We start from the raw sequence: 21815 nt of genomic DNA on the forward strand, positions 1-21815 counted from the left end.
ATATTAGTTGACATAAAGAAACGAAAATACTCTTTACACTCAGAAGAAAAGAAACATCAACTTTGGATTTAACTTCAGTGATTCATGTAAATTCATGTTAATGCATAATGTCAGAACATGAATTCTTTCATATTCTCAGCTTGTAGAGTTAAGAGGTTTGATGTTAAAACGTTGCTCCATTACCTCTCCGTTCTGGTGAACCCTCTCCGTAAAAGACACTTCTTCTCTGTTCATCAGAACAACGGATGAAGCTCTGGTCCCATAGTCGAATTTCTCACTTTTAACAAAGATGGGAGAAAGCAAACGTTCCCATTCCAATGGAACACCTGTATGAGGCAGAAGTTCATCCACTGAAGGTTCTGCCATTTGCAGCAAACCTAATATTTGTTCTGTCAGGGTAGCTTTGACCTCCCCTTGGATGATTTTCTCCAGCCCTTCTTTCCCACGTTTCACCTTGGGCCAATCTGTATTAATCAAGTGATTACTAATCCCGTATATTCCCGGTTTCAACTTCATCACAACATTACCCACATTAGAATAATAATAGAGGTCGTCAGGATCACCCACTAACAAATTGTAGCCAGGATAATCATTGCGACTTCTCTCCGCGTGTTGTATATATTGCTCAGGTATGGACGTTCCCTTTAAAAAATCAGCAACCAGATCTCCTCTTGAGCCTTTGGCATGTACCTCTTCATTCGGATCACGATAATTTGTGACAGCAGCCAGACGCCCACCTTTGGTTACGCCCATCCAGGTTCCCATTTTCGACAAATCCCGGCCAGCCAGTATATGAGGATGGTCTTCCCAATAATGTGCTTGAGCCGTAGGTCTGTGATAGAATTCATCCCTATTTGATCCCAAAATAAGCGAATACTTTGGATGCATGTTGTAAGCAAATAAAATTAAACACATGGGAATCTTCAACTCCTATATTCGTTAAACCTCTGATTTCGCGTCTTTATATCGCATAATCAACCACAATTACATCTTCCACCCAACCATCGAGGGAAGCTACAAATGTCTGATGAGCAGGATGTGGACCATAGGCGCGCAATGCCTCCTGATCTTCAAACGTCACTCGCAAGCCAATCGTGTAACCTTGGATACGGTCCGTTTCTTCCGTTGCATTGATCCCTGCGGTCAGCCCGACAATCCCCGGTATTTGTTCCTGTAACGCGAGCAATTGATCCACCCATTCCTGCTGTGTGGCTAGTGTGGTTTTATCGTTAAATTTAAAAACAACCAAATGTTCAAACATCTTGTTATTCCTCCCATGTCCATTCGAATAAAATAAAGTTAATTCAACAATTCCAATCCACCCATCATATAAGGGACCACTCTGTTGGCTAATTCAGCCGGGGATTCCTGCCCGCCTTCAATATTCCATCGATACGTCATTCCATAGATCGACCAACTTAGCATGGTTGCCGTAATTTTAAGCGTTTTGGGATCTACATCCCCCGCTACTTTGCTCATTAATTCAAGAAGGAATTGCTCCAGCTGTGTCTTGATGTTTTCTTCAATAATTGGTGCAACTGACTCATATTTTTTGATGCAACCATTACTTGAGACGTGATAATCACATAATGAAAATATAAGCTGCTGTATGGTTTCGGCTGATAACCGGGCATCCGGGTCTACCCTTTTCGTTACATACTCCATAAAAGCATCCGATAACAAGGCTTCAAGCAATGCATATTTATCCTGAAAATGGGCGTAGAATGTAGCCCTGTTAATTGTGGCTTGTTCCGTAATGTTTTGAATCGTAATTCTGTTGAAATTTTTAAGATTCAATTGGTTTAAAAACGCATCAAGAATTAATTGACGCGTGCGGATTACACGCGGATCATTCGAGTTTGGAGACAATACACCAGACATGTCCCAATCCTCCTTTGTTCACAAAATATTTGGTTAGATTCCTTCATTATAGATAAGTGTTATTTGTTCAACAAGTGAAAGTAAGTGCACAGACACCATACAATAATCAGTGTCTTTCGCTTAAGCAACAAAATGCTCCGATTGTTGGTTGAGCATGCCTATAGACCTTGTTAAGATTGCACTCGTACCCGCTTGAAGGTGCAACATAATGGAGGTGCTTAGTTTGAGTAATCAACAACATAACGTTATTTCTACGGAGTTTCTGTTTCAACCATACACTGTTCAAAAATTAACCCTTTCCTCGCGCATCGTCATGTCCCCCATGGCTCGTGCCTTCTCCCCGGATGGTGTGCCAGGTCCCGATGTAGCTGCATATTATCGCCGACGTGCCGAGCATGGTGTTGGACTCATTATTACAGAGGGTGCCACTATTGATCATCCGTCTGCATCAAGTGAGCCTAGGCTCCCTCATATGTATGGAGAAGCAGCTCTTCACGGCTGGGCTGAAGTAGTCAAACAAGTCCATGAAGCTGGCGGCAAGATTTTCCCGCAAATTCTGCACATGGGCATTACCCGCCCTTCTGGATCTCAACCTCACACAGAAGCTGAATCTCTTAGTCCATCGGGAGTTGATATGGAAGGTACTCAAGTAAGTGAGCCAATGACTGAGGTGGAGATCGCAACTGTGATTCAAGCTTATGCAGATGCAGCAGCCAATGCGCAAAGCATTGGTTTTGACGGAATTGAACTTCATGGTGCACACGGTTTTCTGATCGATCAGTTTTTCTGGAAAACAACGAATAGGAGAACGGACCGCTATGGCGGTGACCTTCAGAAACGAACGCAATTCGCAGTTGAACTTGTAATGGCAGTTCGTGCTGCGGTAGGTCCTGATTTTCCTATTGCGATGCGAATTTCCCAATGGAAGATGAATGATTATCAAGCCAGACTGTTCGACACCCCCGAACAATTGGAACAATTCCTTCGTTTGTTAGTTGACGCAGGTGTAGATATCTTCCACTGCTCGACACGACGCTTCTGGGAACCCGAGTTTGAAGGATCTGAGCTTGGATTTGCAGGTTGGGTGCGAAAGCTAAGTGGTCAAACCACAATTACAGTCGGTTCAGTGGGTATGCCAGATGAGCCTGAAACAGGAGCAGATAAAGCAAACCATCCAGGTATAGGCGAACTCATGAAGCGATATGAGCGAGAGGAATTTGATCTGGTAGCTGTGGGACGTGCACTCCTTGGTGATCCGGCATGGGCAGTTAAAATACAGGAAAGCCGCGCATCTGAAATTCATCCTTTTACACCTGAAGCACTCGCTACGTTACACTAAGAACAATACCTTATTGTTCCAGACATTTTTTTGTCTCATATATATAGGTTTGAACTCATGAATCAACTATACTAAGCAAAGGGCTCGCTTTCCCTCCGGGATTGCGGGTATTTTGTTTTTAGAGATATCTGTCCGTTCAAACACTTCGAGCAATAGCAATATCGTTCAAGAAAATTCCTTCTTTGCAACCTATAATGATCTTAACTTACCAGAAAGAAGGTGCATCATGACACGGGAAGTCCGGACTGTCGTATTTGATACCGATTTACAGCTAGAAGCTTATCAATTTGAAGGCATTATGCAGAAGTTTCCCAATCATTTTCATGACTATTACGTCATTGGATTCATTGAACAAGGCAAGCGACACCTCGTCTGCAACAACGAAGAATACATTCTGAATAGCGGAGACATGATTGTTTTTAATCCACATGATCCTCATGCCTGCGAACAGGTGGATGGAAGAACCCTCGATTATCGCTGTATCAATGTCCAGCCTGAGGTTATGCGAGAGTATGCGAGAGAGATTACTGGACAAGCTTACTTGCCACGGTTTACATCCCCCGTTCTCTACCAAAGTGAACTTGTGGGTTCCCTGCACGAGCTGCATCAGATGATTCTGGAAGAGCAATCGGATTTCTGCAAAGAAGAATTGTTACTCTTACTACTGGATCAATTGCTGCGAGATTATTCGGATGCTGAACCAACTGTTTCCACACAGGATGTGACCACAGAGATCCGACGCATATGTGATTACATAGAAGCTCATTACATGGAGAGCATCTCGCTGAACGATTTAACCGATTTGACGGAGATGAGCAAATACCACCTGCTGCGTTTATTCACCCGCCAGAAAGGGATATCACCTTACCGTTATCTAGAGACGATTCGCATTAATCAAGCCAAACGTCTGCTGGAACAAGGTCTGCTTCCGATTGAAGTAGCTGCACAGACAGGATTCAGTGACCAGAGCCATTTCACAAATTTTTTCAAAAAACTGATTGGCCTGACACCCAAGCAATATAGACGTATCTTCAATCATGATTCGGAGTTGAAACGTACCACCACTAACATCGTATGACAAGTCATCTTGGTCATCAAAACACTAAAGCCTCTACCGGACATTTACTCGCTTTGTTTACTATACTGATCTGGGGAACTACATTTGTCTCGACGAAGGTTCTGTTGACTGATTTCACTCCTGTGGAGATTCTATTTTTCCGTTTCCTGATCGGGTATTTGGTACTGTTATTGATCTATCCACGCTCACTACGGATCGCCTCATTCAGAGAAGAATGGTTATTTATCGGAGCAGGACTATGTGGGGTGACGTTATATTTTCTTATTGAAAATATTGCTCTGGTGTACACAACAGCTTCCAACGTGGGTGTTATTGTCTCCATTGCCCCGTTCTTCACTGCCGTGCTCGCACACTTCTTCTTAGATGGTGAGAAGTTAACTCGCCGCTTCATGATCGGATTCGGGATTGCCTTGAGCGGCATCCTACTCATCGCACTGAAAGGCAGTTTCATTCTGCAACTGAATCCGATAGGTGATCTGCTTGCTTTCATAGCACCTGCGGTATGGGCGATCTACTCTGTGTTAATGCGGAAAATTGGCCAGCTTCGTTATCACACCATTGGTGCGACCCGCAAGGTATTCTTCTATGGCCTGATCTTCATGCTGCCAGCTCTTTTCCTGTTTGAATTCCACTTGGAACTTGGACGCTTCACGAGTGTGACCAATCTTTCCAATTTTCTATACCTCGGTCTTGGTGCCTCCGCATTGTGTTTCGTGACCTGGAACCGGGCCGTGAATCTTCTCGGAGCTATCCAAACGAGTATATATATCTATCTTGTGCCGGTCATTACTGTTGTGTCATCTGCACTGATTCTTCAAGAGCAGATAACCTGGGTGATTGTAATCGGTGCGTTCTTAACCCTATTTGGCTCTTACATTTCAGAACGAAAAGGACACAAACTTAACAACAAAAACACTAATCCGCATAGGGGTTAGTGTTTGCTTCATTTTTCACTGATATAAACGTTCATTGTGACTGAACACCGTTGCGTTGACATGCAGCAAAACTCATTTTATCTCATTTAATTGAGACAGCAGAATATCCAGTTCCTCTTGCTGCAGATGACGCCATTGCCCCCGCTCCAGTTGATCCAGCGTAATATTCATAATTCGCACGCGCTCCAGCTTGAGGACTCGGTACCCCAAGGCTTTGCACATTCTCCGGATCTGCAGATTGAGACCCTGTGTCAGAATAATACGAAATACATTGTCACTTTGCTTATACACTTCGCAGGGCTTGGTCACCACGTCCAGAATTTCAACGCCATCCGACATGGACTTTACGAATTCGTCAGTTATGGGTTTGTCTACAGTCACTACATATTCTTTATCATGATTATGCTCCGAACGCATCATCTTGTTCACAATGCCTCCGTCATTCGTAAGCAAAATCAACCCCTCAGATGCCTTATCCAGCCTGCCTATCGCAAATATGCGAGAAGGATAATTCATATATTGAATGATGTTCCCCTTCACATGTTCTGCTGCTGTGCAGACAATACCGATGGGTTTGTTCAAAGCAATGTAGACAGGTTCGCTGTCATTACGAGGGATCTGCTTCCCATCAATGAGTACCACATCGTGAGTTTCAATTTCCGCCCCTTTTTCACATACCCTGCCATTGATCGTTATGCGCCCAGCTGCAATTAAACGGTTCGTTTCCCTGCGGGAGCAGAATCCCGTTTCACTTATGTATTTGTTAATTAGCATATGTCACCACTTCTCATCTATAGTATTGCCACTGGTTCTTAGAGTGCTGGTACGTTCATTCGCATCGTGCAATGAGTTAGTACCTTGTACTGATTTTCATTCCACATCATCTCATTTATACTGAAACGAAGCAATGAATGGTTATATAAAAACATATACACCGTTACATAGGAAAGCCCAAATACACTCTGGAAGGAGTTTCTCATGTACAAAGTTACTCGATTTACAGTTGACCCCGATGATCCCAACCAAGACTCTGGCATGTGGATTGGTGGAGAAACTGCATACGTTTCCGACTGGCCACTCAACCCTGATGGTCAGCCTTTATTGCATCTGTTCTCCATCAATTGTAATACACTTTCACAGCAGGTCCATATCCCATCTTTACCACAAGATAAATATATCTCGGTCTTCTCGACCTACTCCGTCTCCGAATATTTTCTGGATCAGGTAATCTATACGGGAGATGAGCTGGAATGGAACGAGAATATTCTTGCCGGAAGCACTTATGTCTCGGTATCTTCGCATCCACTTACTTCCGTATGTCCCGTTCCACCCATTCCGTTAAGCGGCGTACGTTTGATTGAAACGGAGTTAGACGATGAGGCGTTCCCTGCATTTTCATTTTTCTCTCCCACTTTACCAAACGGTGTGAAAGGAATTGACCATTTGCTAGAGGAACATCAACTGGTGTGTCAAATATATTCCGGAGATTTTCCTGAGCCTTATCGGGATATATTGGGTCTTCCCGATGCAAATGGTTATTTATTTTTGCGAAAGGGTCCCGCATCTGCTCACGCACCATTCGATGGAATTTTCTTTGTACAGACTGCTTAATGTTAATACGTTGAGGTCAGGTATCATCATATAAAAAGGCTATCAGAACGTTTCCCGTCTACTCAGACAGGGAACTGTTTTTATATATGCACGTTTTACTATTCTCGATCAATACAGATGCCAAACCCTGTTAAACGGTCATATGAATTGGATCATATTTATCCTTTCGACACGAAATCGTTTTAGATGAAACTTAGCACGAGAAATATTTCTCTTCATCAAAATTTAACATTATTTTACAACAAAAAGCATGTACATTTGTGCATTTATGGTATAAGTTATATATGAAATAAACATTAATTACATAATATAAAATTTTTATCCAACTAGGAGGCGGGCTTTTGAAAAGAATATTCGCTCTAAGCTGCGGTTTTTATCTGTTAATCGGCATAACCAGCGTTGTGCTCGGTGCACTTCTTCCTGTTTTATTGTCACATTATGAGCGCGGTTACAGTGATGGCGGATTTTTGTTATTTCTGCAGTTTCTTGGATTTCTTGTCGGTGTAATCGCAGCTCCTGCCCTGACAGCCCGTATCGGAAGAAAAGCGATGTTGACCCTTGCACTGATCTGTATTGTAGCCGCCTATATATTACTCGGTTTTCTGCCATCCTGGTCTGTAGTTCTTCTTCTAACGATTATCGTAGGTTTCGGTTCAGGTATCATCGAACCCTCTGTAGGTGCTTTCACGATCGAATTCACTGAGAATCAGAAGGCGGTCGCCATGTCCAAGCTGGATGTCTTCTTTGCTCTTGGAGCACTTCTCATCCCGGCTGTTGCTGCTTTATTCATCTGGATGGAGCTGTGGCATCTTACTTTTTATACGGTCGCCGTGTTGTCACTGATTCTCATGCTGCTGTGGATCACAATGCCCCGGCCAGCCGCACTGTATCTGGAACAGGCTGGCGAGAATACAGTGGCACATGCAGCAGGTAAAGCCCAATATTCGAGAAAACATCTGGGTCTGCTGACAATCTTCGTCATCTTCTTTTTCATCTACATGGGATTGGAACTGGGATTGATGAACTTCCTGCCCTCCATTCTCGTAGAACGACTGCACCTTCAGGAATCTGTTGCATCGCTGAGTGTCTCCATCCTGTGGATTGCGATGATCATCGGTCGTCTTTTCTCCGGGAAAATAGCGGAAGCCGTCAACTATATGCCTTTCCTGATCTGGAGTACGGTTGGCACGCTTTTGTTTACGGTCGCTATGGTATTTGTAACTGGACAGTGGGCAACGTATGTGCTCATCTTCGGAACCGGTCTGTTCATGTCAGGGCTGTTCTGTATCGCACTGGTCTATGCAAATGTTCTGATTCCCGGCATGACCGAGCGGACAACCAGTATCCTGATCGCATCGGGGGGGATTGGAGGTGCCATCTTGCAGTATGTGACTGGATGGAGTATGAGTACAGGGCCTGTCGTGAATACGATCTGGATTTTGGCCGGATTCTGTCTGATCTTGCTTGTTACTTTGATGGTCTCTCATCTATGGACTGTAAAAAATAATGCAGTACGTGCTGCTCTCGCACAACATAGCAAGGAAATGTAAACATCGTTTCTTAAGGGAGGTGATGCCCGCATCATCCGGGATTTTTTGAGCTTCGTTCGAGCTAGTACACCATTACAATTGGAGGAAATCGTATGCAAACTTTAACCAACAACCGCTTCATAGCCGGAAAAGGGATTAAGTTGATTGACGATTCAGGTATTGAATACCTGGACGGCGTGTCGGGAACATTCAATCTGTCACTGGGCTATAATCACCCACATGTAGTCAGCAAAATTCAGGAACAAGTCGGCAATCTGACGCATATGTCTTCCTCCTTCACTGAACCGTACGTAAATGAAGTACTTGATCACTTAATCGAATATGCTCCAAACGACATTAATGCCGGATGGATGCGGGATATCACGGGTTCAACTGCCAACGAATGTGCAACCAAAATTGCACAGAAGTATACCGAATCGACAGACATCATCAGCCTGTATCTATCCCATCATGGGCAGACCCAATTTGCCACCGGGATTTCAGGGAATGCCTTCCGGCGGAAACGCTTCCCCAATTCGGCTGTGGCTAACGCGGTCCATGTACCTGCCCCATACTGTTATCGTTGCCCATTCAAATCCTCAAATGGAGACTGCGCCTATCAATGCGTTGAAGCTATATCTGATGCGATAGAATATGCAAGTTCCGGCTCAGTCGCCTGCATGATCATCGAGCCCATTCTCGGGAATGGCGGCAATATCATTCCTCCTGCCGGATATTTCAAACGTCTGCGTAAACTGTGTGATGAGTACAATATTATTCTTATTGCCGACGAAGTGCAGACAGGAATCGGTCGTACCGGAACCATGTTTGCCAGCGAACTGTTTGATATCCAGCCTGACATGATTACCCTTGCGAAAGGTCTTGGCGGGATCGGCGTACCTGTTGCTGCGGTATTAATGCAATCCCGGCTGAACGTGCTCGAAAAGCACGAACACTCCTTCACCTCAGGAAGCAATCTGATCTCCGTAACCGCTGCCAAATCCACATTGGAAGTGGTATCCGAACCCGGCTTCCTGGATGCAGTGAAACGCAAAGGTGAAATTTTGGGTGAATTGCTGCATGAATTGGCTATGAAATACCCAAGTATCGGTGAAGCTCGTGGTGTCGGGTTAATGTGGGGGCTCGAGATTATAGGTGACGGTAATGAACCGGATACGCTCAAAACCAATGCCATTGTTGACCGCGCTTTTACAGATGAACATCTGATCTTGAGAAGTTCAAGATATGGTTTCGGCAACGTTGTTAAGGTCCGGCCTTCCCTTACCACAACCGAAGACGAACTGGTAGAGATTGTAGAGCGGCTGGATTCAGTGCTTGCCAGCGTTAATTAAAACATTTCAATGCAACTGTTCGAAGTGGTCGTTTCGGTTACGAATCGTTCTTATGATCGCTGTTATCCACGGATTTTCTTGATTTCCCTTTGCCAAGGGAAAAATCCATTGATAAAGGCGAACGCTTCGCTTCTCCAGAATCGATTTCGTCCCCTTCACTACTTTCGTATCTTGTCTGAAACTGTTTTAAGATGAATCGCTATATTTATATTTTATATAATTATAAGGAGGTTATATCATGCTTGCATTGGTATACAAATCGGCTTGGGATGTGGCGCTTGAGGAACGGCCTTTTCCGGAAATTACAAGAGATAATCAGGTATTGGTTCGTATTCGAGCAACCGGCGTATGTGGTACCGATCTCGGTATTGTCAGCGGCAAATATCATGCGGTTCCTTCTGTCATTCTCGGTCATGAGTCTGCCGGGGAAGTCATTGATGTTGGCTCTGCGGTAACGACATTACAAGCGGGCGACCGTGTTGTGATCGACCCTACCTACTATTGCGGACAATGTGACATGTGCAGAACAGGCAGACAAAATCATTGCACACACAAGTCTGTTACCGAGACAGGTGTGAGTGCTGACGGAACATTTACAGATTATTATGTGACCGAGGATCGTTTTTTGTACAAATTGAAGGACCATGTGAGCTATGAAGAAGCAACTTTGACGGAACCGCTCAGCTGTATGCTGACGGGGATTAATCAGATTCATCTACTGCCGAATTTCAGAACAATCATCCTAGGTGCAGGCCCGATTGGCATTCTGTACAGCTACGCGCTCGCCTCTAAAGGGGTTACCGGCTGTCTGGTCGACATCTCCGAAGAACGCTTAGCCATTGCCGGTTCCATTGCACCAGACCGTTGGGAGGTTCATTCATCCTTCGAAAATGCAATAGAGTCACTGTCACCCGAAAACCAACAGGTCGATATGATTGTTGATACAACGGGCGTAGTTGGTACACAAGTACTTTCCCAGCTCGCCAGTGGCGGTTATTTGATGCTGGTTGGTCTGAGAGATGGAGACACATCATTCAATCCCAAGGAAGTGGTTGACCGCAGTCTGAAAATTATTGGTTCCATCGATTCTCTGGGGACATTTGCTACCGCACATTATATGATTGAACAAGGGATTATTCCGGCAAAAAAAATCATCACCCACTCTTTCCCGTTGGAGGATTACGAAGAGGCATTCCGCACACTTGGCTGCGATATTCAAGGACGCACACTTCAATCCTCTTCACATGCCATTAAAGTTGTGCTGCAATCCAGCGGTTCCAGTTTCTAAAGTGGAACGTTAACCATGAATGGACTACATTAGAGATATATGTATACACAATTCTGGAGGAGGAATACAACATGGCAGCAAACAAAGAATCTAACGGACTGGGAGCACCCAATGATGACATCATTCAAGCGGTCATTTTTGACATGGATGGTGTACTGATTGACAGCGAACCGATTTATTTCGAGATTGAGCGCAGCTCTTTTGCCCATTTTGGAGCAAGAGTGACTGATGAAGAACATCATACCTATGTTGGAGTTACGCTGGAATCCATGTGGCAGCAAGTACTGGACAAACATCAGCTGACAGCTACGCTGGAAGAAATATTTGCTTATCATCAGCATAATGTGATGCAAACGATGCTTGCCCATCCGAATCTGACGGCGATGCCTTCCGTGGAACGCTGGTTAAGTTGGCTGCATGAGCAACATATACCCATAGCAGTTGCTTCTTCCTCTCCACGTGCACTGATCGATCTGATCATGGACAAAACCGGACTTGGGCGATACTTTGAGGTACGGATGACCGGAGAGGAAGTCGCGAGTGGCAAGCCAGCACCGGATATTTTCCTGACCACTGCTGAGATGATCGGTGCGTCCCCTTCGAATTGTCTGGTGATCGAGGACTCGCGCAATGGTGTTCAGGCTGCCAAAAGTGCAGGCATGCGCTGCATCGGATACCGTAATCCGGGATCAGGCAATCAGGACTTGTCCAAAGCCGATCTTCAGATTTCCAGTTACGATGAGTTATGGACCTTGAAGAATACACTGCCCTTTGAAGGCAGATTGCCAAGTTTGTCAAAGTTTCGCTGAGAAGATCGTAATAAAAAGATCGTAATTTCGGAATGAGTATTTAAAATAAAACAACCCAAACGGCTTCAATTCATTTGAATTGGAGCTGTTTGGGTTTTGCTTGCTGCAATGGGTGTTACATAAGAACACATGCTGTAATTTCAACTAAACCGAAAGATCGAGACTTCTCCCCAGATTGGGGTGAGGAGCAGGCATTGACTTCAACATTTCCGCCATCTGCTGGCCTTGCTGTTGTGCCATGTCTTTTGTAATCGACATCACTTGCAAACTTGCTGATTGCACTACTGAAGCTTGGCTCATCGCCATTGATAATGCTGCAATATCCATGTTCTGCACTCCTTTCACTTTCTGATTACATAGATGTACTTATTATATATCGGTTAGAAGAGAGGATTTGTTGAAAAAATCAAAAAACTCTCTCTACTTATATGTTATGAAATAAACACATGCCAAACAGGCAATTCCCTATCCGGGAGTTGCCTGTTTCATTTCACTTTATATAACCCATGTATAGTTTTACTTACCCCTCAATCAATCCATACTTCACAAAACTATGATACAATCCATCTTCCTCGACTGTTCCAGTAATATCATCTGCAATGGCTTTCAGACCTGGCTTCGCATTACCCATGGCAATTCCGATGTTACAAAATTCCAACATCTCGGCATCATTCATGCCATCACCGATGGCGAATGTATCTTCTTGGGACATGCCCAGATGCTCCAGAAGATCAGCGATCGCAATGGCTTTGTGAATGCCAGGAATCATTAGCTCACCACTTCCTTCACCAAAGATCGGCACGGTGCACTGAATGACTTCGAATTTTCCTTCAAACTCTTGCTTGATCCGCTCAAACGGGATGACTGAGCTCTCCAAGAAACATACTTTGTTCACATCATCCTTGTACAGGTCCGCCTCTCCATACGTTAATCCGGCAATAAACGGGTGCGGTTTCAGCTCCTTCTTCTCTCTGGCTACAGGGTCATTCTCCACATCGCCATAGATACGGCTTTCCAGGTGAGGTTGAAGATTGTTACTCGCATACAATGCCGAATTGGATTCAAGGTAGAAGTCAATGCCGTTTTCATTGAAAAAATCGACCATATGTCGAACATCTTCCGCTGTTACCCTTTTGTGATATAACACGTCCTTGCCAAACTCCACATAACCCCCACCTGCACCAATCAGACCATCGAATCCGACATCCCAGATGGAATCATAAATTTCTGCTTTGGATCGGCCTGTACATAAATAGAGCAGATGTCCGTTCTCTCTCGCCTGTTTACAAGCCTTCTGTGCTGACAACGGAATGTTTCCATCATCGTCAACCAATGTGCCATCAATATCAATAAAAACAATCTTTCGCTTCGTTTCGTTCATCTGCCTAGCCCCCATTATGTATGTTGTCTATGTCTAACCGAGCGAGTACCGACAGGCATTTCCTTCAATAAATTCCAAAGGTCACTTACAAGCCAACTTGTCCATATGTACGGTTTGCCAGTCATCATCCTGCTCAGTAATAACCGTAAACCCTTGGCGTTTCCAGAAATCTACGGCCCCTGGCAAGAAGCGATGTGTATGCAAATACAGTGTCGTATAGTGCATATCCTTTACCACTTTCTCCAGTTCCTTTAACATCATCGAACCAATGCCGTATCTGCGATACGTGGGATCTACATAACATTTTACTATTTCGGCAGCAGACTGGGCTTCATATCGACCATCCACAGCTTCAATACGTCCATCATATGGTAATATTCCAATAGAACCGACGATGCCCGCATCCCCCATCATTGCAACAAGAAAGATCGAACCATCGGAGTCCAGATAATGTTCTCTGAACTGCTCGAAGTCTACAGGCAATTTCGTATGATCCATCATCGGAAACACTTCTCTGCGTACACGCATGGCAAAATCAATGGCATCATGAATCTGGTGTGACTGAACTGGTGTGACTGTCGGTATACCCTGAAGTTGTGTCAACAAATCCACATTCCTTATCCTCTGTATTAGGAGCTGCTTCTTGGCCCTTCTTTAAAGCTTGTTCATGCCAAGATCGGCTCTCTTCATCTCATCTTACCGAACTTACTCCTTCCTATCAACCTATCTACACTACTAACCAAATTGAAAAAGTGCCCACGCAGTCTGATAGAGTTCGCATACGATAAGGCGTGTCACAATCCTTATTGGAGGGAGAAATACTCATGTGGTTATGGTTAGGTGTTTTTGGTTTCATTTTGCTAGCAATAATAGTGTTCGTGTATCGTTATCTGGACCAACGTGCCGAGAGCAAGTTTCACCCTCATGCTCCCAAGCAGCTCTTAGTCAAATTCAAGGAAGGTACAACAGATGATGAGATGCACACCCTTCACAAAAAAGGGAGATGTAAGGTCGCTGAGACCTATGAAGATTTAGGATGGTACCGTGTGGAATCCCGCAAAAAAATGCACCGGATGCTGAAACATTACAAAGATCATGAGCTTATTGAACATGCAGAGCCGAATTACCTCGTTGAGGCATCCTTCACTCCCAATGACCCTTTCTTTCCTTATCAGTATAACCTGTCCAAAATCAATGCACCCGCTGCATGGGATATTACTCAGAGTAACAGCTCTGTCAAAATCGCCATTATTGATACCGGTGTACAGTTGAACCATCCAGAATTGGCCTCCAAGCTCCTCCCCGGTTATGATTATGTTGATTATGATAACATTCCTGAGGACGGGAACGGCCATGGCACCCATGTAGCCGGGATCGCTGCCTCCGTTACCAACAATGGTGTGGGCATCGCAGGCGCTGCACCACTCGCATCCCTCGTTCCGCTCCGGGTACTGGATAACAACGGGCAAGGAACGATAGGTAATGTCGGTAACGGGCTTGTCTTTGCTGCCAATAACGGTGTACAGGTTGTTAACCTGAGCCTTGGTGGGCCGATGGGAAATGCTTTCCTTCAAGCTGCCGTACAGTATGCTTGGGATCGAGGAGCTGTGATTATTGCTGCAGCCGGTAACGACAACACTTCATTCCCAATCGTACCCGCATCGTATCCCAATGTGATTGCCATCGCTTCAACCAATCCCTCCGATCTCAAATCCAATTTCTCCAACTATGGTTCCTGGGTCGATATGGCTGCACCGGGTGATACCATTCTATCCACATACCTGGGAGGTTCCTATGCCTACCTTAGCGGGACGTCCATGGCTGCCCCTCATGTGGCTGGAGTGGCTGCACTTCTCGCTGCACAAGGGAAAACAAATGCCCAGATTCGGGATGCACTGTGTTTCGCTTCTGATCCGGTATCAGGCTCCGGGATCTACTGGACATATGGTCGACTGAATGCTTACCAGAGCTTGCAGGTGCCATAATACACCTACTATCGCTCATGATTGCACACAAGCATATCGTTTCCATTTTTCACAAATTAAAAAACGAAGGGGCATCTGTAAGTGAGATGCTCCTTCGCTTGGTTAAAACGTATTCGATGTTACACTTTTGCTGCCCAAAGCTCTATTTCAATTTTAATCTCTGGTAGACCTAACGCCGTAATATATCCAATCGTCATTGCAGGATAATCCGTACTAAATAATTGTCCCCACTCGGCGTATAAGAAATCCCAATCGATTTTCTCGGTTGCCCAGACGTTCACTTTGATAATATGTTCAGCATCTAAACGCTCAGATTCGAGCACTGTTTTAATATTATTAAATGTATTAGTGACTTGCTCATTCAGACTCTCTGGAAAGAGTCCATCACGATCTGCTCCAATTTGACCCGAAGTCACAAATAACTCTGCATTTCTCGGGATTCTTGTAATATGCGTATACTGACCTACAGGAGCTGGCATATTTTCTGGATTTGTTCTAGTAATTTTGTCAATATTCATCTGGATTACCTCATCATTCTTAAGATTTTTCTGCGTTATTTCCTAGTTTTCTTCCGATTTTGGGCAGACTTCACCCTTGGAATAGATTCTAGAAAAAGACAGCAGTGGAGTATCCATATCCCGAAGATATAAACGCAAGTGATTTTTTCTTCATGAGTGGATGCTCCCCTTTCTTAAGTGACAAGATTCTCTTCATTTCTTTATTATATCTGAAAGCCACATCAAGGGTCAAATTCATCCCCTCATAAACAAAGAGCAATCCCGTAATAACGAGACTGCTCTTTGTTTATTCTATAGAGCCGGACACCTTGTATCAGAAATATTGGGCGCCATTACTCGCAATGACATCTTTATACCAGTGAAAACTCTTCTTTTTCACTCTGCGAAGTGTGCCCGTACCATCATTATTTCTATCTACATAGATATAGCCATAACGTTTCTTCATCTCTCCGGTACCCGCACTGACGAGGTCAATCGGTCCCCAGCTTGTGTAACCTATGAGCTCTACACCGTCTTGAATCGCTTCAGCCATCTCGGCAAAATGACTATTCAAATATTCGATGCGATAGTCATCTTCTACGGAGTCATTGTCTAACAACACATCGGTTGCTCCAAGTCCATTTTCTACGATAAACAAAGGTTTGCCATAGCGGTCATGCAGTTGATTAAGCGTAATCCGAAGCCCCTTAGGATCAATGGTCCACCCCCACTCGGAAGCTTGCAGATAAGGGTTCTTCACCGAACCAAATACATTGCCTTCTGTCGAATCTTTCAAAATCTCAGGGTCTGTACTGGTGCATCGGCTTGCGTAATAGCTAAAACCGATATAATCGACCGTGTTCTGCATCAAGATCTCTGCGTCTTCGGGTTGCATGTCAATCCAAATGTCATTTTCTCTGAAAAATCTTTTTGTATAACCCGGATATGCTCCCTTCGACTGAACGTCGATGAAGAAGAATGATTCGCGATCTTTCTCCATGGCTTTCCATACATCATCCGGATTAGAGCTGTATGGATACACCATTCCAGCGGCTAACATACACCCAATCTGTGCATCCGGAATGATCTCATGACAAGCCTTAACAGCAAGTGCACTCGCTACCAATTCATGATGTGCTGCCTGATACAGAACCTGATCTTTGTTTTCACCATCCTGTAGAACTATACCCGCTCCAATATACGGAAGATGCAGCAACATGTTGATCTCGTTAAACGTCATCCAGTATTTCACTTTATTCTTGTATCGATTGAATAAAGTCGTCGCATATTTCTCAAAGAAACCAATCATCTTACGATTCTTCCAGCCGCCGTAAGTCTCGACCAGATGTACAGGTACATCGAAATGGCAGATCGTCACGACAGGTTCAATGTTGTATTTTAATAACTCATCAAAGACATCATCATAAAATTGCAAGCCTGCTTCGTTTGGCTCCGCTTCATCACCATTAGGGAAAATCCGTGCCCAGGCTACGGAAAGCCTGAGGCACTTAAATCCCATTTCTGCAAATAACGCAATATCTTCCTTATATCGATGATAGAAGTCAATGGCTTCATGTGAAGGATAGAATTCCCCTATTTTGGGCTCATACGAATCCAGATTACCCAGAGCGATATTCCATCGATTGGCACCAATCGGAATCAGATCTACCGTTGTTAAACCTTTGCCACCTTCCAGATAAGCACCTTCCAATTGATTCGCTGCGGTTGCTCCTCCCCAGAGAAAATTCTCCGGGAAGGCTGTAAACTTTTCATTCATAGAGGAGCTCCTCCTAAACAATCTGTAATTTCAATTAGCTTAATACCGTGATCAATTTATCTTTCTCATGAACGGATGCATCTTTCGTTCCTACAACGTCCAGATAATTTGAAGTATTAGTAACAATGATCGGTGTAACCGTCTCATACCCTGCATCCTTAATGGCTTGCAGATCAAACTCAACAATCAGGTCACCTGCGTTAACACGGTCTCCATCTTTCACATGGGTTGTAAAATGTTGACCTTTCAGCTTGACCGTATCCTGTCCAATATGGATCAGCATCTCTACACCATCATCGCTTACAAGACCAATGGCGTGTTTGGTACGATATACGGTTTGAACAACACCTGTGATTGGAGATACCACTCTACCACTGGTTGGACGAATTGCAATCCCTTTACCCATGTGCTCACCTGCAAACGTTACGTCATTAATTTCGTTCAGTGCAACAACTTCACCAGCCATTGGGCTGACAATTTCGTATCTGCTGTTCGGATTTGGATCAAGTACTGGTGCTGGAGCTGGTGTAGCTTCCACTTTGTCTTTGAATCCAACCACGTATGTCAGAATAAAACCAAGTATGAACGCGATACCACATGCAACCAGAGCCATATAGAATCCGGAATCAACGCCTGTTGCCTTATTAATGAAGCTTGGGAAACCGAACACACCCAGTCCACCAAAGATGTATAATTTTGAACCGGCCAATCCCAAGATACCACCACCGATACCACCTGCAATACAGCTCATGATAAACGGTTTTTTCAGTGGAAGTGTTAGACCGTAAATTGCTGGCTCGGTTACACCGAAGATCCCAGAGATGAAGGCCGGAATACCTAAAGATTTCAATTTCGTATTTTTGGTTTTCAGTATAACCGCAAGTACAGCACCGATTTGGGCAAAGGATGCAGCGAAAGACATCGCAATTACTGGATCAGCCCCAGAAGTACTCAAGTTAAGAAGCATGACTGGCACGAGTCCCCAGTGGAGCCCAAACAGTACAAACACTTGCCACAAACCACCGATAATCAAACCTGTAACAACCGGACTTAAATCGTAGATGCCTGTTGCTCCTGCACCAATCAACTGTCCTGCCCAAGTGGATACTGGACCAATCAGAATGAATGTTGCCGGAACGATAACGAGCAAAGTAAAGAATGGAACAAGGAACGTGCTAACAACTTTAGGAATAATATTTTTAAAGAATCTTTCAATTTTAACAGCGAAGAATGTAGCAATAATGATTGGAATAACCGATGTTGAATAACTCATCAGAATAACTGGAATACCCAGGAACGTAATGTGAATCGGTGATTCAATTAACGTACCCGCAAACAGGGTGTACAATGGATCTCCGGCAGTCAGGCCGGACAGCGTAGGATAAACTAATGAAGCACCTATCGCCATACCCAGGAACGGTGAACCGCCAAATTTCTTGATTGCCGTGTAACCCAGGAAGATCGGGAAGAAGTAGAACAGACAATCACCCGTTGCATTCAACAGTTGGTACGTTCCGGAAGTGTCTGTAATCCATCCAAAGGATAAAAACATGGCCGTGAAACCTTTGATCATACCTGTTGCAGCCAGCAAACCTAGTAACGGAGTGAACACACCGGAGATCATATCGATAAATCGGCTGAACAACCCTACTTTTTTGCCTGAGTTATCCGTTTCCTCTTCAACTTGTCCTTCACTTGGGAAATTCCCTACCTTAACCACTGCTTTATATACATCCGGCACTTCGTTGCCGATAACAACTTGATATTGTCCACCACTTTGCATGACGGTAATAACACCTGGCAGATTTTTAAGTTCTTCCGTTTTGGCTACGCTTTCATCTTTCAGTTTAAACCGCAGTCTTGTTACGCAATGGAATACACTGTTTACGTTCTCGCGACCACCTACACGTGACAGAATGTCCTTAGCTAATTGATCGTAGTTGCTCATTGTAATTCTCCCTCTCTAAGTAGACTCCCCATGACTTTTGAAACAAATAAAACCTGAACCACTGAACATACACAACATACCGGATCGTCCGGAAATCAGTCGTGTTATTCAGCAATTCAGGTTTTGCCCTTAACGGTTGCAACCCTGTAAGGCTGTACACATTGGTATTTAATTATTTGGATAACGAGAGTAAGTTACATTCCATACCCTCTGAACTGAGGATGGTCGGCATTGCCTGATTGAACAGTTACAATCCGATTGATGTATGCGCTTACTTCTTGAACTCATCATAGTACATCTGAACTACGTTTGCAACACTTATTTTTATTAATTTCACAAATACATTGGAGTGACCGAAAATGAAAAAAAGAGACCACTTCGAAAACATCAAAGTGGTCTCTATATAGCTAATGTTCAGATTAATAAAATACGCACTAAAGCAGAATTAACCTATAACCGTAACCAATTTATCCTTTTCATGCACTTCACGACTTGTTGTAGCAACCACGTCTAAATAATCAGCCGTATTCGTTACAATAATCGGTGTTACGGTCTCATATCCCGCCTCAATAATGGCCTGCAGATCGAATTCAACGATCAGATCGCCAACACTCACACGATCTCCATCTTTCACATGTGCAGTGAAATGTTGACCTTTGAGCTGTACCGTATCCTGACCGATATGGATCAGAATCTCTACACCTTGATCATCTACCAGACCAATTGCATGTTTGGTACGGTATATCGTCTGTACCACACCATTAATCGGGGATACAACTCTCCCACTGGTTGGACGAATAGCAATCCCTTTACCCATATGTTCACCAGCAAATGTAGCATCATTAATTTCTTGCAAAGGAACCACCTCACCCATCATCGGGCTGGCAATTTCGTAGCGATTGTTTGGATTAGGCTCAAGCGTAGCCTTCTCTTCTTTTACTGGTTCTGGAGCCTGTTTGGCAGTCTCTGGATTAGCAGGATCTTTGAATCCTACAAAATAAACGAGAACAAAGCCTAGTACAAAAGCAATGATAGTGGCAATCATGGCCATCCAGAATTCATAGTTGATCCCCTCTGTGGGACTAATCAGCGCTGGAACACCAAAGATTCCTGAAGCAAATACAAACATTTTGGAACCTGCGAAGCCAATAATACCACCAGCCGTTGCAGAAGCAATACAACTCATAATAAATGGTTTTTTTAATGGCAACGTAAGGCCATAAATAGCAGGCTCAGTTACACCAAAAATCCCGGACACAAAAGCAGGAACACCCAGTGATTTGAGTTTGGTATTTTTCGTTTTAAGCATAACGCCAAGAACGGCACCAATCTGAGCAAAGGAAGCAGCAAACATCATCGCCAGAATCGGGTCTGCTTTCAGTGTGGACAGATTGAGCAACATAATTGGTACGATACCCCAGTGTAACCCGAAGATCACCAATACTTGCCACAATCCACCAACAACAATACCGGTTACCAACGGACTCAAGTCGTAGATGCCCGATACCCCGGCACCAATCAGCTGACTTGCCCATGTCGCAATTGGACCAATCAAGAGGAATGTTACAGGTACAACAATCAGAATTGTAAAGAATGGCGTGAGGAACGTTCTCACAACAGAAGGAATGATCTTTTTGAAGAACGCTTCTACCTTTGCTCCAAAATAAGCAGCAATAATAATCGGAATGACGGATGAGGAATAACTCATCAAGATAACGGGAATACCCAGGAACGTGATATGAATCGGTGATTCAAACAATGTGCCTGCAAACAGCGTATAGAGCGGTTCCCCACCACTAAGACCGGATAAGGTCGGATATACAAGTGATGCTCCGATGGCCATCCCGAGGAATGGAGATCCACCGAATTTTTTCATAGCTGTGTAACCCAGGAAGATTGGGAAGAAGTAGAATAGACAGTCTCCTGCAGCATTCAACAATTGATATGTTCCTGAAGCCGGGTCCAGCCATTCGAGAGAAGTGAACATGGACAGGAAACCTTTGATCATCCCTGTTGCAGCTAGCAAGCCGAGAATGGGTGTAAATACACCTGAGATCAAGTCGATAAACTGACCCAAGAGACTCTCTTTTTTACCGGAAGATTCTGACTCATCACTTGAGACCGGTTCATCCGCATTCATATTACCCACTTGTAACAAGGCTTTATACACATCAGACACTTCGTTACCCACAACGACCTGATATTGTCCCCCGCTTTGCATTACCGTTATGACTCCAGGCAGATTTTTGAGTTCGTCTGTTTTGGCATTATTGTCATTTTTTAATTTGAAACGAAGTCTGGTCGCGCAGTGCACCACGCTGTTAATGTTCTGTTTACCACCAACACCAGACAGAATGTCTTTGGCTAATTGCTCGTGTTTCATGAAGTCTTTTCTTCCTTTCTGG

At 44.1% G+C, this 21815-nt stretch carries 20 protein-coding genes; 9 read left to right on the forward strand and 11 right to left on the reverse strand.

The window, feature by feature from the left end:
- Positions 1-135 precede the first annotated feature (135 nt).
- Genes MKY66_RS17960 through MKY66_RS17970 form a run of 3 tightly spaced genes read right to left on the reverse strand, consistent with a single transcriptional unit; the run spans position 136 to position 1881 of the window.
- Positions 136-915: an NRDE family protein gene (locus MKY66_RS17960; protein WP_076210067.1), complete on the reverse strand. Its 780-nt coding sequence runs from the start codon at positions 913-915 to the stop codon at positions 136-138.
- 46 nt (positions 916-961) lie between these two features.
- On the reverse strand, positions 962-1261 hold the full coding sequence (locus MKY66_RS17965) for a Dabb family protein (protein ID WP_076210066.1): 300 nt from the start codon (positions 1259-1261) through the stop codon (positions 962-964).
- Positions 1262-1299: 38 nt separating this feature from the next.
- Positions 1300-1881 (reverse strand): TetR/AcrR family transcriptional regulator, encoded by a 582-nt coding sequence (locus MKY66_RS17970; protein ID WP_076210065.1) that lies wholly within the window; start codon positions 1879-1881, stop codon positions 1300-1302.
- Between the two features lie 223 nt (positions 1882-2104).
- On the opposite strand from MKY66_RS17970, the gene MKY66_RS17975 reads away from it, so the two are divergent.
- The 3 genes from MKY66_RS17975 to MKY66_RS17985 all read left to right on the forward strand — a co-directional run bounded on the left by MKY66_RS17975 (position 2105) and on the right by MKY66_RS17985 (position 5233).
- On the forward strand, positions 2105-3220 hold the full coding sequence (locus tag MKY66_RS17975; protein ID WP_076210064.1) for an NADH:flavin oxidoreductase: 1116 nt from the start codon (positions 2105-2107) through the stop codon (positions 3218-3220).
- A gap of 226 nt (positions 3221-3446) precedes the next feature.
- Complete coding sequence (locus tag MKY66_RS17980) at positions 3447-4298, forward strand: AraC family transcriptional regulator (protein ID WP_076210063.1); 852 nt, start codon at positions 3447-3449, stop codon at positions 4296-4298.
- Complete coding sequence (locus MKY66_RS17985; RefSeq protein ID WP_076210062.1) at positions 4295-5233, forward strand: DMT family transporter; 939 nt, start codon at positions 4295-4297, stop codon at positions 5231-5233. Before MKY66_RS17980 ends, MKY66_RS17985 begins: the two co-directional genes overlap by 4 nt.
- A gap of 72 nt (positions 5234-5305) precedes the next feature.
- Here MKY66_RS17985 and MKY66_RS17990 read toward each other — a convergent pair whose 3' ends face one another.
- Positions 5306-6007, reverse strand: coding sequence for a pseudouridine synthase (locus MKY66_RS17990; protein ID WP_076210061.1), 702 nt, complete (start codon positions 6005-6007; stop codon positions 5306-5308).
- Between the two features lie 204 nt (positions 6008-6211).
- Here MKY66_RS17990 and MKY66_RS17995 point away from each other — a divergent pair, with 204 nt between their 5' ends.
- From MKY66_RS17995 to MKY66_RS18015, 5 genes are all read left to right on the forward strand, one after another.
- Positions 6212-6844 carry a hypothetical protein gene (locus MKY66_RS17995; protein WP_076210060.1) on the forward strand — a complete coding sequence of 211 codons (633 nt, stop codon included), beginning with the start codon at positions 6212-6214 and terminating at the stop codon, positions 6842-6844.
- Positions 6845-7185: 341 nt separating this feature from the next.
- Positions 7186-8394 carry an MFS transporter gene (locus MKY66_RS18000; RefSeq protein WP_076210059.1) on the forward strand — a complete coding sequence of 403 codons (1209 nt, stop codon included), beginning with the start codon at positions 7186-7188 and terminating at the stop codon, positions 8392-8394.
- 92 nt (positions 8395-8486) lie between these two features.
- Positions 8487-9725, forward strand: a complete 1239-nt coding sequence (locus MKY66_RS18005; protein ID WP_076210058.1) for an aspartate aminotransferase family protein — start codon at positions 8487-8489, stop codon at positions 9723-9725.
- A gap of 238 nt (positions 9726-9963) precedes the next feature.
- Positions 9964-11013 carry an alcohol dehydrogenase catalytic domain-containing protein gene (locus tag MKY66_RS18010; RefSeq protein ID WP_076210057.1) on the forward strand — a complete coding sequence of 350 codons (1050 nt, stop codon included), beginning with the start codon at positions 9964-9966 and terminating at the stop codon, positions 11011-11013.
- Positions 11014-11084: 71 nt separating this feature from the next.
- Positions 11085-11822, forward strand: a complete 738-nt coding sequence (locus tag MKY66_RS18015) for an HAD family hydrolase (protein ID WP_076210056.1) — start codon at positions 11085-11087, stop codon at positions 11820-11822.
- A gap of 144 nt (positions 11823-11966) precedes the next feature.
- On the opposite strand, the gene MKY66_RS18020 is transcribed toward MKY66_RS18015, so the two are convergent.
- The 3 genes from MKY66_RS18020 to MKY66_RS18030 form a co-directional block, all read right to left on the reverse strand.
- Positions 11967-12149, reverse strand: coding sequence for a YjfB family protein (locus MKY66_RS18020; RefSeq protein ID WP_036613510.1), 183 nt, complete (start codon positions 12147-12149; stop codon positions 11967-11969).
- Positions 12150-12342: 193 nt separating this feature from the next.
- Entirely contained in the window at positions 12343-13203 is an 861-nt protein-coding gene (locus MKY66_RS18025; RefSeq protein ID WP_076210055.1) for a Cof-type HAD-IIB family hydrolase, read from the reverse strand.
- Positions 13204-13284: 81 nt separating this feature from the next.
- Positions 13285-13806, reverse strand: coding sequence for a GNAT family N-acetyltransferase (locus tag MKY66_RS18030; RefSeq protein ID WP_083657006.1), 522 nt, complete (start codon positions 13804-13806; stop codon positions 13285-13287).
- Positions 13807-14027: 221 nt separating this feature from the next.
- On the opposite strand from MKY66_RS18030, the gene MKY66_RS18035 reads away from it, so the two are divergent.
- Positions 14028-15188 (forward strand): S8 family peptidase, encoded by a 1161-nt coding sequence (locus tag MKY66_RS18035; RefSeq protein ID WP_076210054.1) that lies wholly within the window; start codon positions 14028-14030, stop codon positions 15186-15188.
- A gap of 119 nt (positions 15189-15307) precedes the next feature.
- On the opposite strand, the gene MKY66_RS18040 is transcribed toward MKY66_RS18035, so the two are convergent.
- From MKY66_RS18040 to MKY66_RS18055, 4 genes are all read right to left on the reverse strand, one after another.
- A complete protein-coding gene (locus MKY66_RS18040; RefSeq protein ID WP_076210053.1) occupies positions 15308-15706 on the reverse strand; it encodes a RidA family protein in 399 nt (132 codons plus the stop codon).
- A gap of 313 nt (positions 15707-16019) precedes the next feature.
- Entirely contained in the window at positions 16020-17462 is a 1443-nt protein-coding gene (locus MKY66_RS18045) for a 6-phospho-beta-glucosidase (RefSeq protein ID WP_076210052.1), read from the reverse strand.
- Between the two features lie 34 nt (positions 17463-17496).
- Entirely contained in the window at positions 17497-19410 is a 1914-nt protein-coding gene (locus tag MKY66_RS18050) for a beta-glucoside-specific PTS transporter subunit IIABC (protein WP_074095535.1), read from the reverse strand.
- Between the two features lie 445 nt (positions 19411-19855).
- On the reverse strand, positions 19856-21793 hold the full coding sequence (locus MKY66_RS18055; protein WP_076210051.1) for a beta-glucoside-specific PTS transporter subunit IIABC: 1938 nt from the start codon (positions 21791-21793) through the stop codon (positions 19856-19858).
- Positions 21794-21815 lie beyond the last annotated feature (22 nt).

The organism is Paenibacillus sp. FSL R5-0766 (assembly GCF_037971845.1).
Taxonomy (GTDB): Bacteria; Bacillota; Bacilli; order Paenibacillales; family Paenibacillaceae; genus Paenibacillus.

Excerpts from the sequence above, each read along its gene's own strand:
- MKY66_RS18055 (WP_076210051.1), bottom strand. The coding sequence starts at position 21,793 with ATGAAACACGAGCAATTAGCCAAAGACATTCTGTCTGGTGTTGGTGGT.
- MKY66_RS18040 (WP_076210053.1), bottom strand. The coding sequence starts at position 15,706 with ATGAATATTGACAAAATTACTAGAACAAATCCAGAAAATATGCCAGCT.
- MKY66_RS18015 (WP_076210056.1), top strand. The coding sequence starts at position 11,085 with ATGGCAGCAAACAAAGAATCTAACGGACTGGGAGCACCCAATGATGAC.
- MKY66_RS17965 (WP_076210066.1), bottom strand. The coding sequence starts at position 1,261 with ATGTTTGAACATTTGGTTGTTTTTAAATTTAACGATAAAACCACACTA.
- MKY66_RS17960 (WP_076210067.1), bottom strand. The coding sequence starts at position 915 with ATGTGTTTAATTTTATTTGCTTACAACATGCATCCAAAGTATTCGCTT.
- MKY66_RS18025 (WP_076210055.1), bottom strand. The coding sequence starts at position 13,203 with ATGAACGAAACGAAGCGAAAGATTGTTTTTATTGATATTGATGGCACA.
- MKY66_RS18045 (WP_076210052.1), bottom strand. The coding sequence starts at position 17,462 with ATGAATGAAAAGTTTACAGCCTTCCCGGAGAATTTTCTCTGGGGAGGA.
- MKY66_RS17995 (WP_076210060.1), top strand. The coding sequence starts at position 6,212 with ATGTACAAAGTTACTCGATTTACAGTTGACCCCGATGATCCCAACCAA.
- MKY66_RS17985 (WP_076210062.1), top strand. The coding sequence starts at position 4,295 with ATGACAAGTCATCTTGGTCATCAAAACACTAAAGCCTCTACCGGACAT.
- MKY66_RS18005 (WP_076210058.1), top strand. The coding sequence starts at position 8,487 with ATGCAAACTTTAACCAACAACCGCTTCATAGCCGGAAAAGGGATTAAG.
- MKY66_RS18050 (WP_074095535.1), bottom strand. The coding sequence starts at position 19,410 with ATGAGCAACTACGATCAATTAGCTAAGGACATTCTGTCACGTGTAGGT.
- MKY66_RS18035 (WP_076210054.1), top strand. The coding sequence starts at position 14,028 with ATGTGGTTATGGTTAGGTGTTTTTGGTTTCATTTTGCTAGCAATAATA.
- MKY66_RS17970 (WP_076210065.1), bottom strand. The coding sequence starts at position 1,881 with ATGTCTGGTGTATTGTCTCCAAACTCGAATGATCCGCGTGTAATCCGC.
- MKY66_RS18020 (WP_036613510.1), bottom strand. The coding sequence starts at position 12,149 with ATGGATATTGCAGCATTATCAATGGCGATGAGCCAAGCTTCAGTAGTG.
- MKY66_RS18010 (WP_076210057.1), top strand. The coding sequence starts at position 9,964 with ATGCTTGCATTGGTATACAAATCGGCTTGGGATGTGGCGCTTGAGGAA.
- MKY66_RS17980 (WP_076210063.1), top strand. The coding sequence starts at position 3,447 with ATGACACGGGAAGTCCGGACTGTCGTATTTGATACCGATTTACAGCTA.
- MKY66_RS17990 (WP_076210061.1), bottom strand. The coding sequence starts at position 6,007 with ATGCTAATTAACAAATACATAAGTGAAACGGGATTCTGCTCCCGCAGG.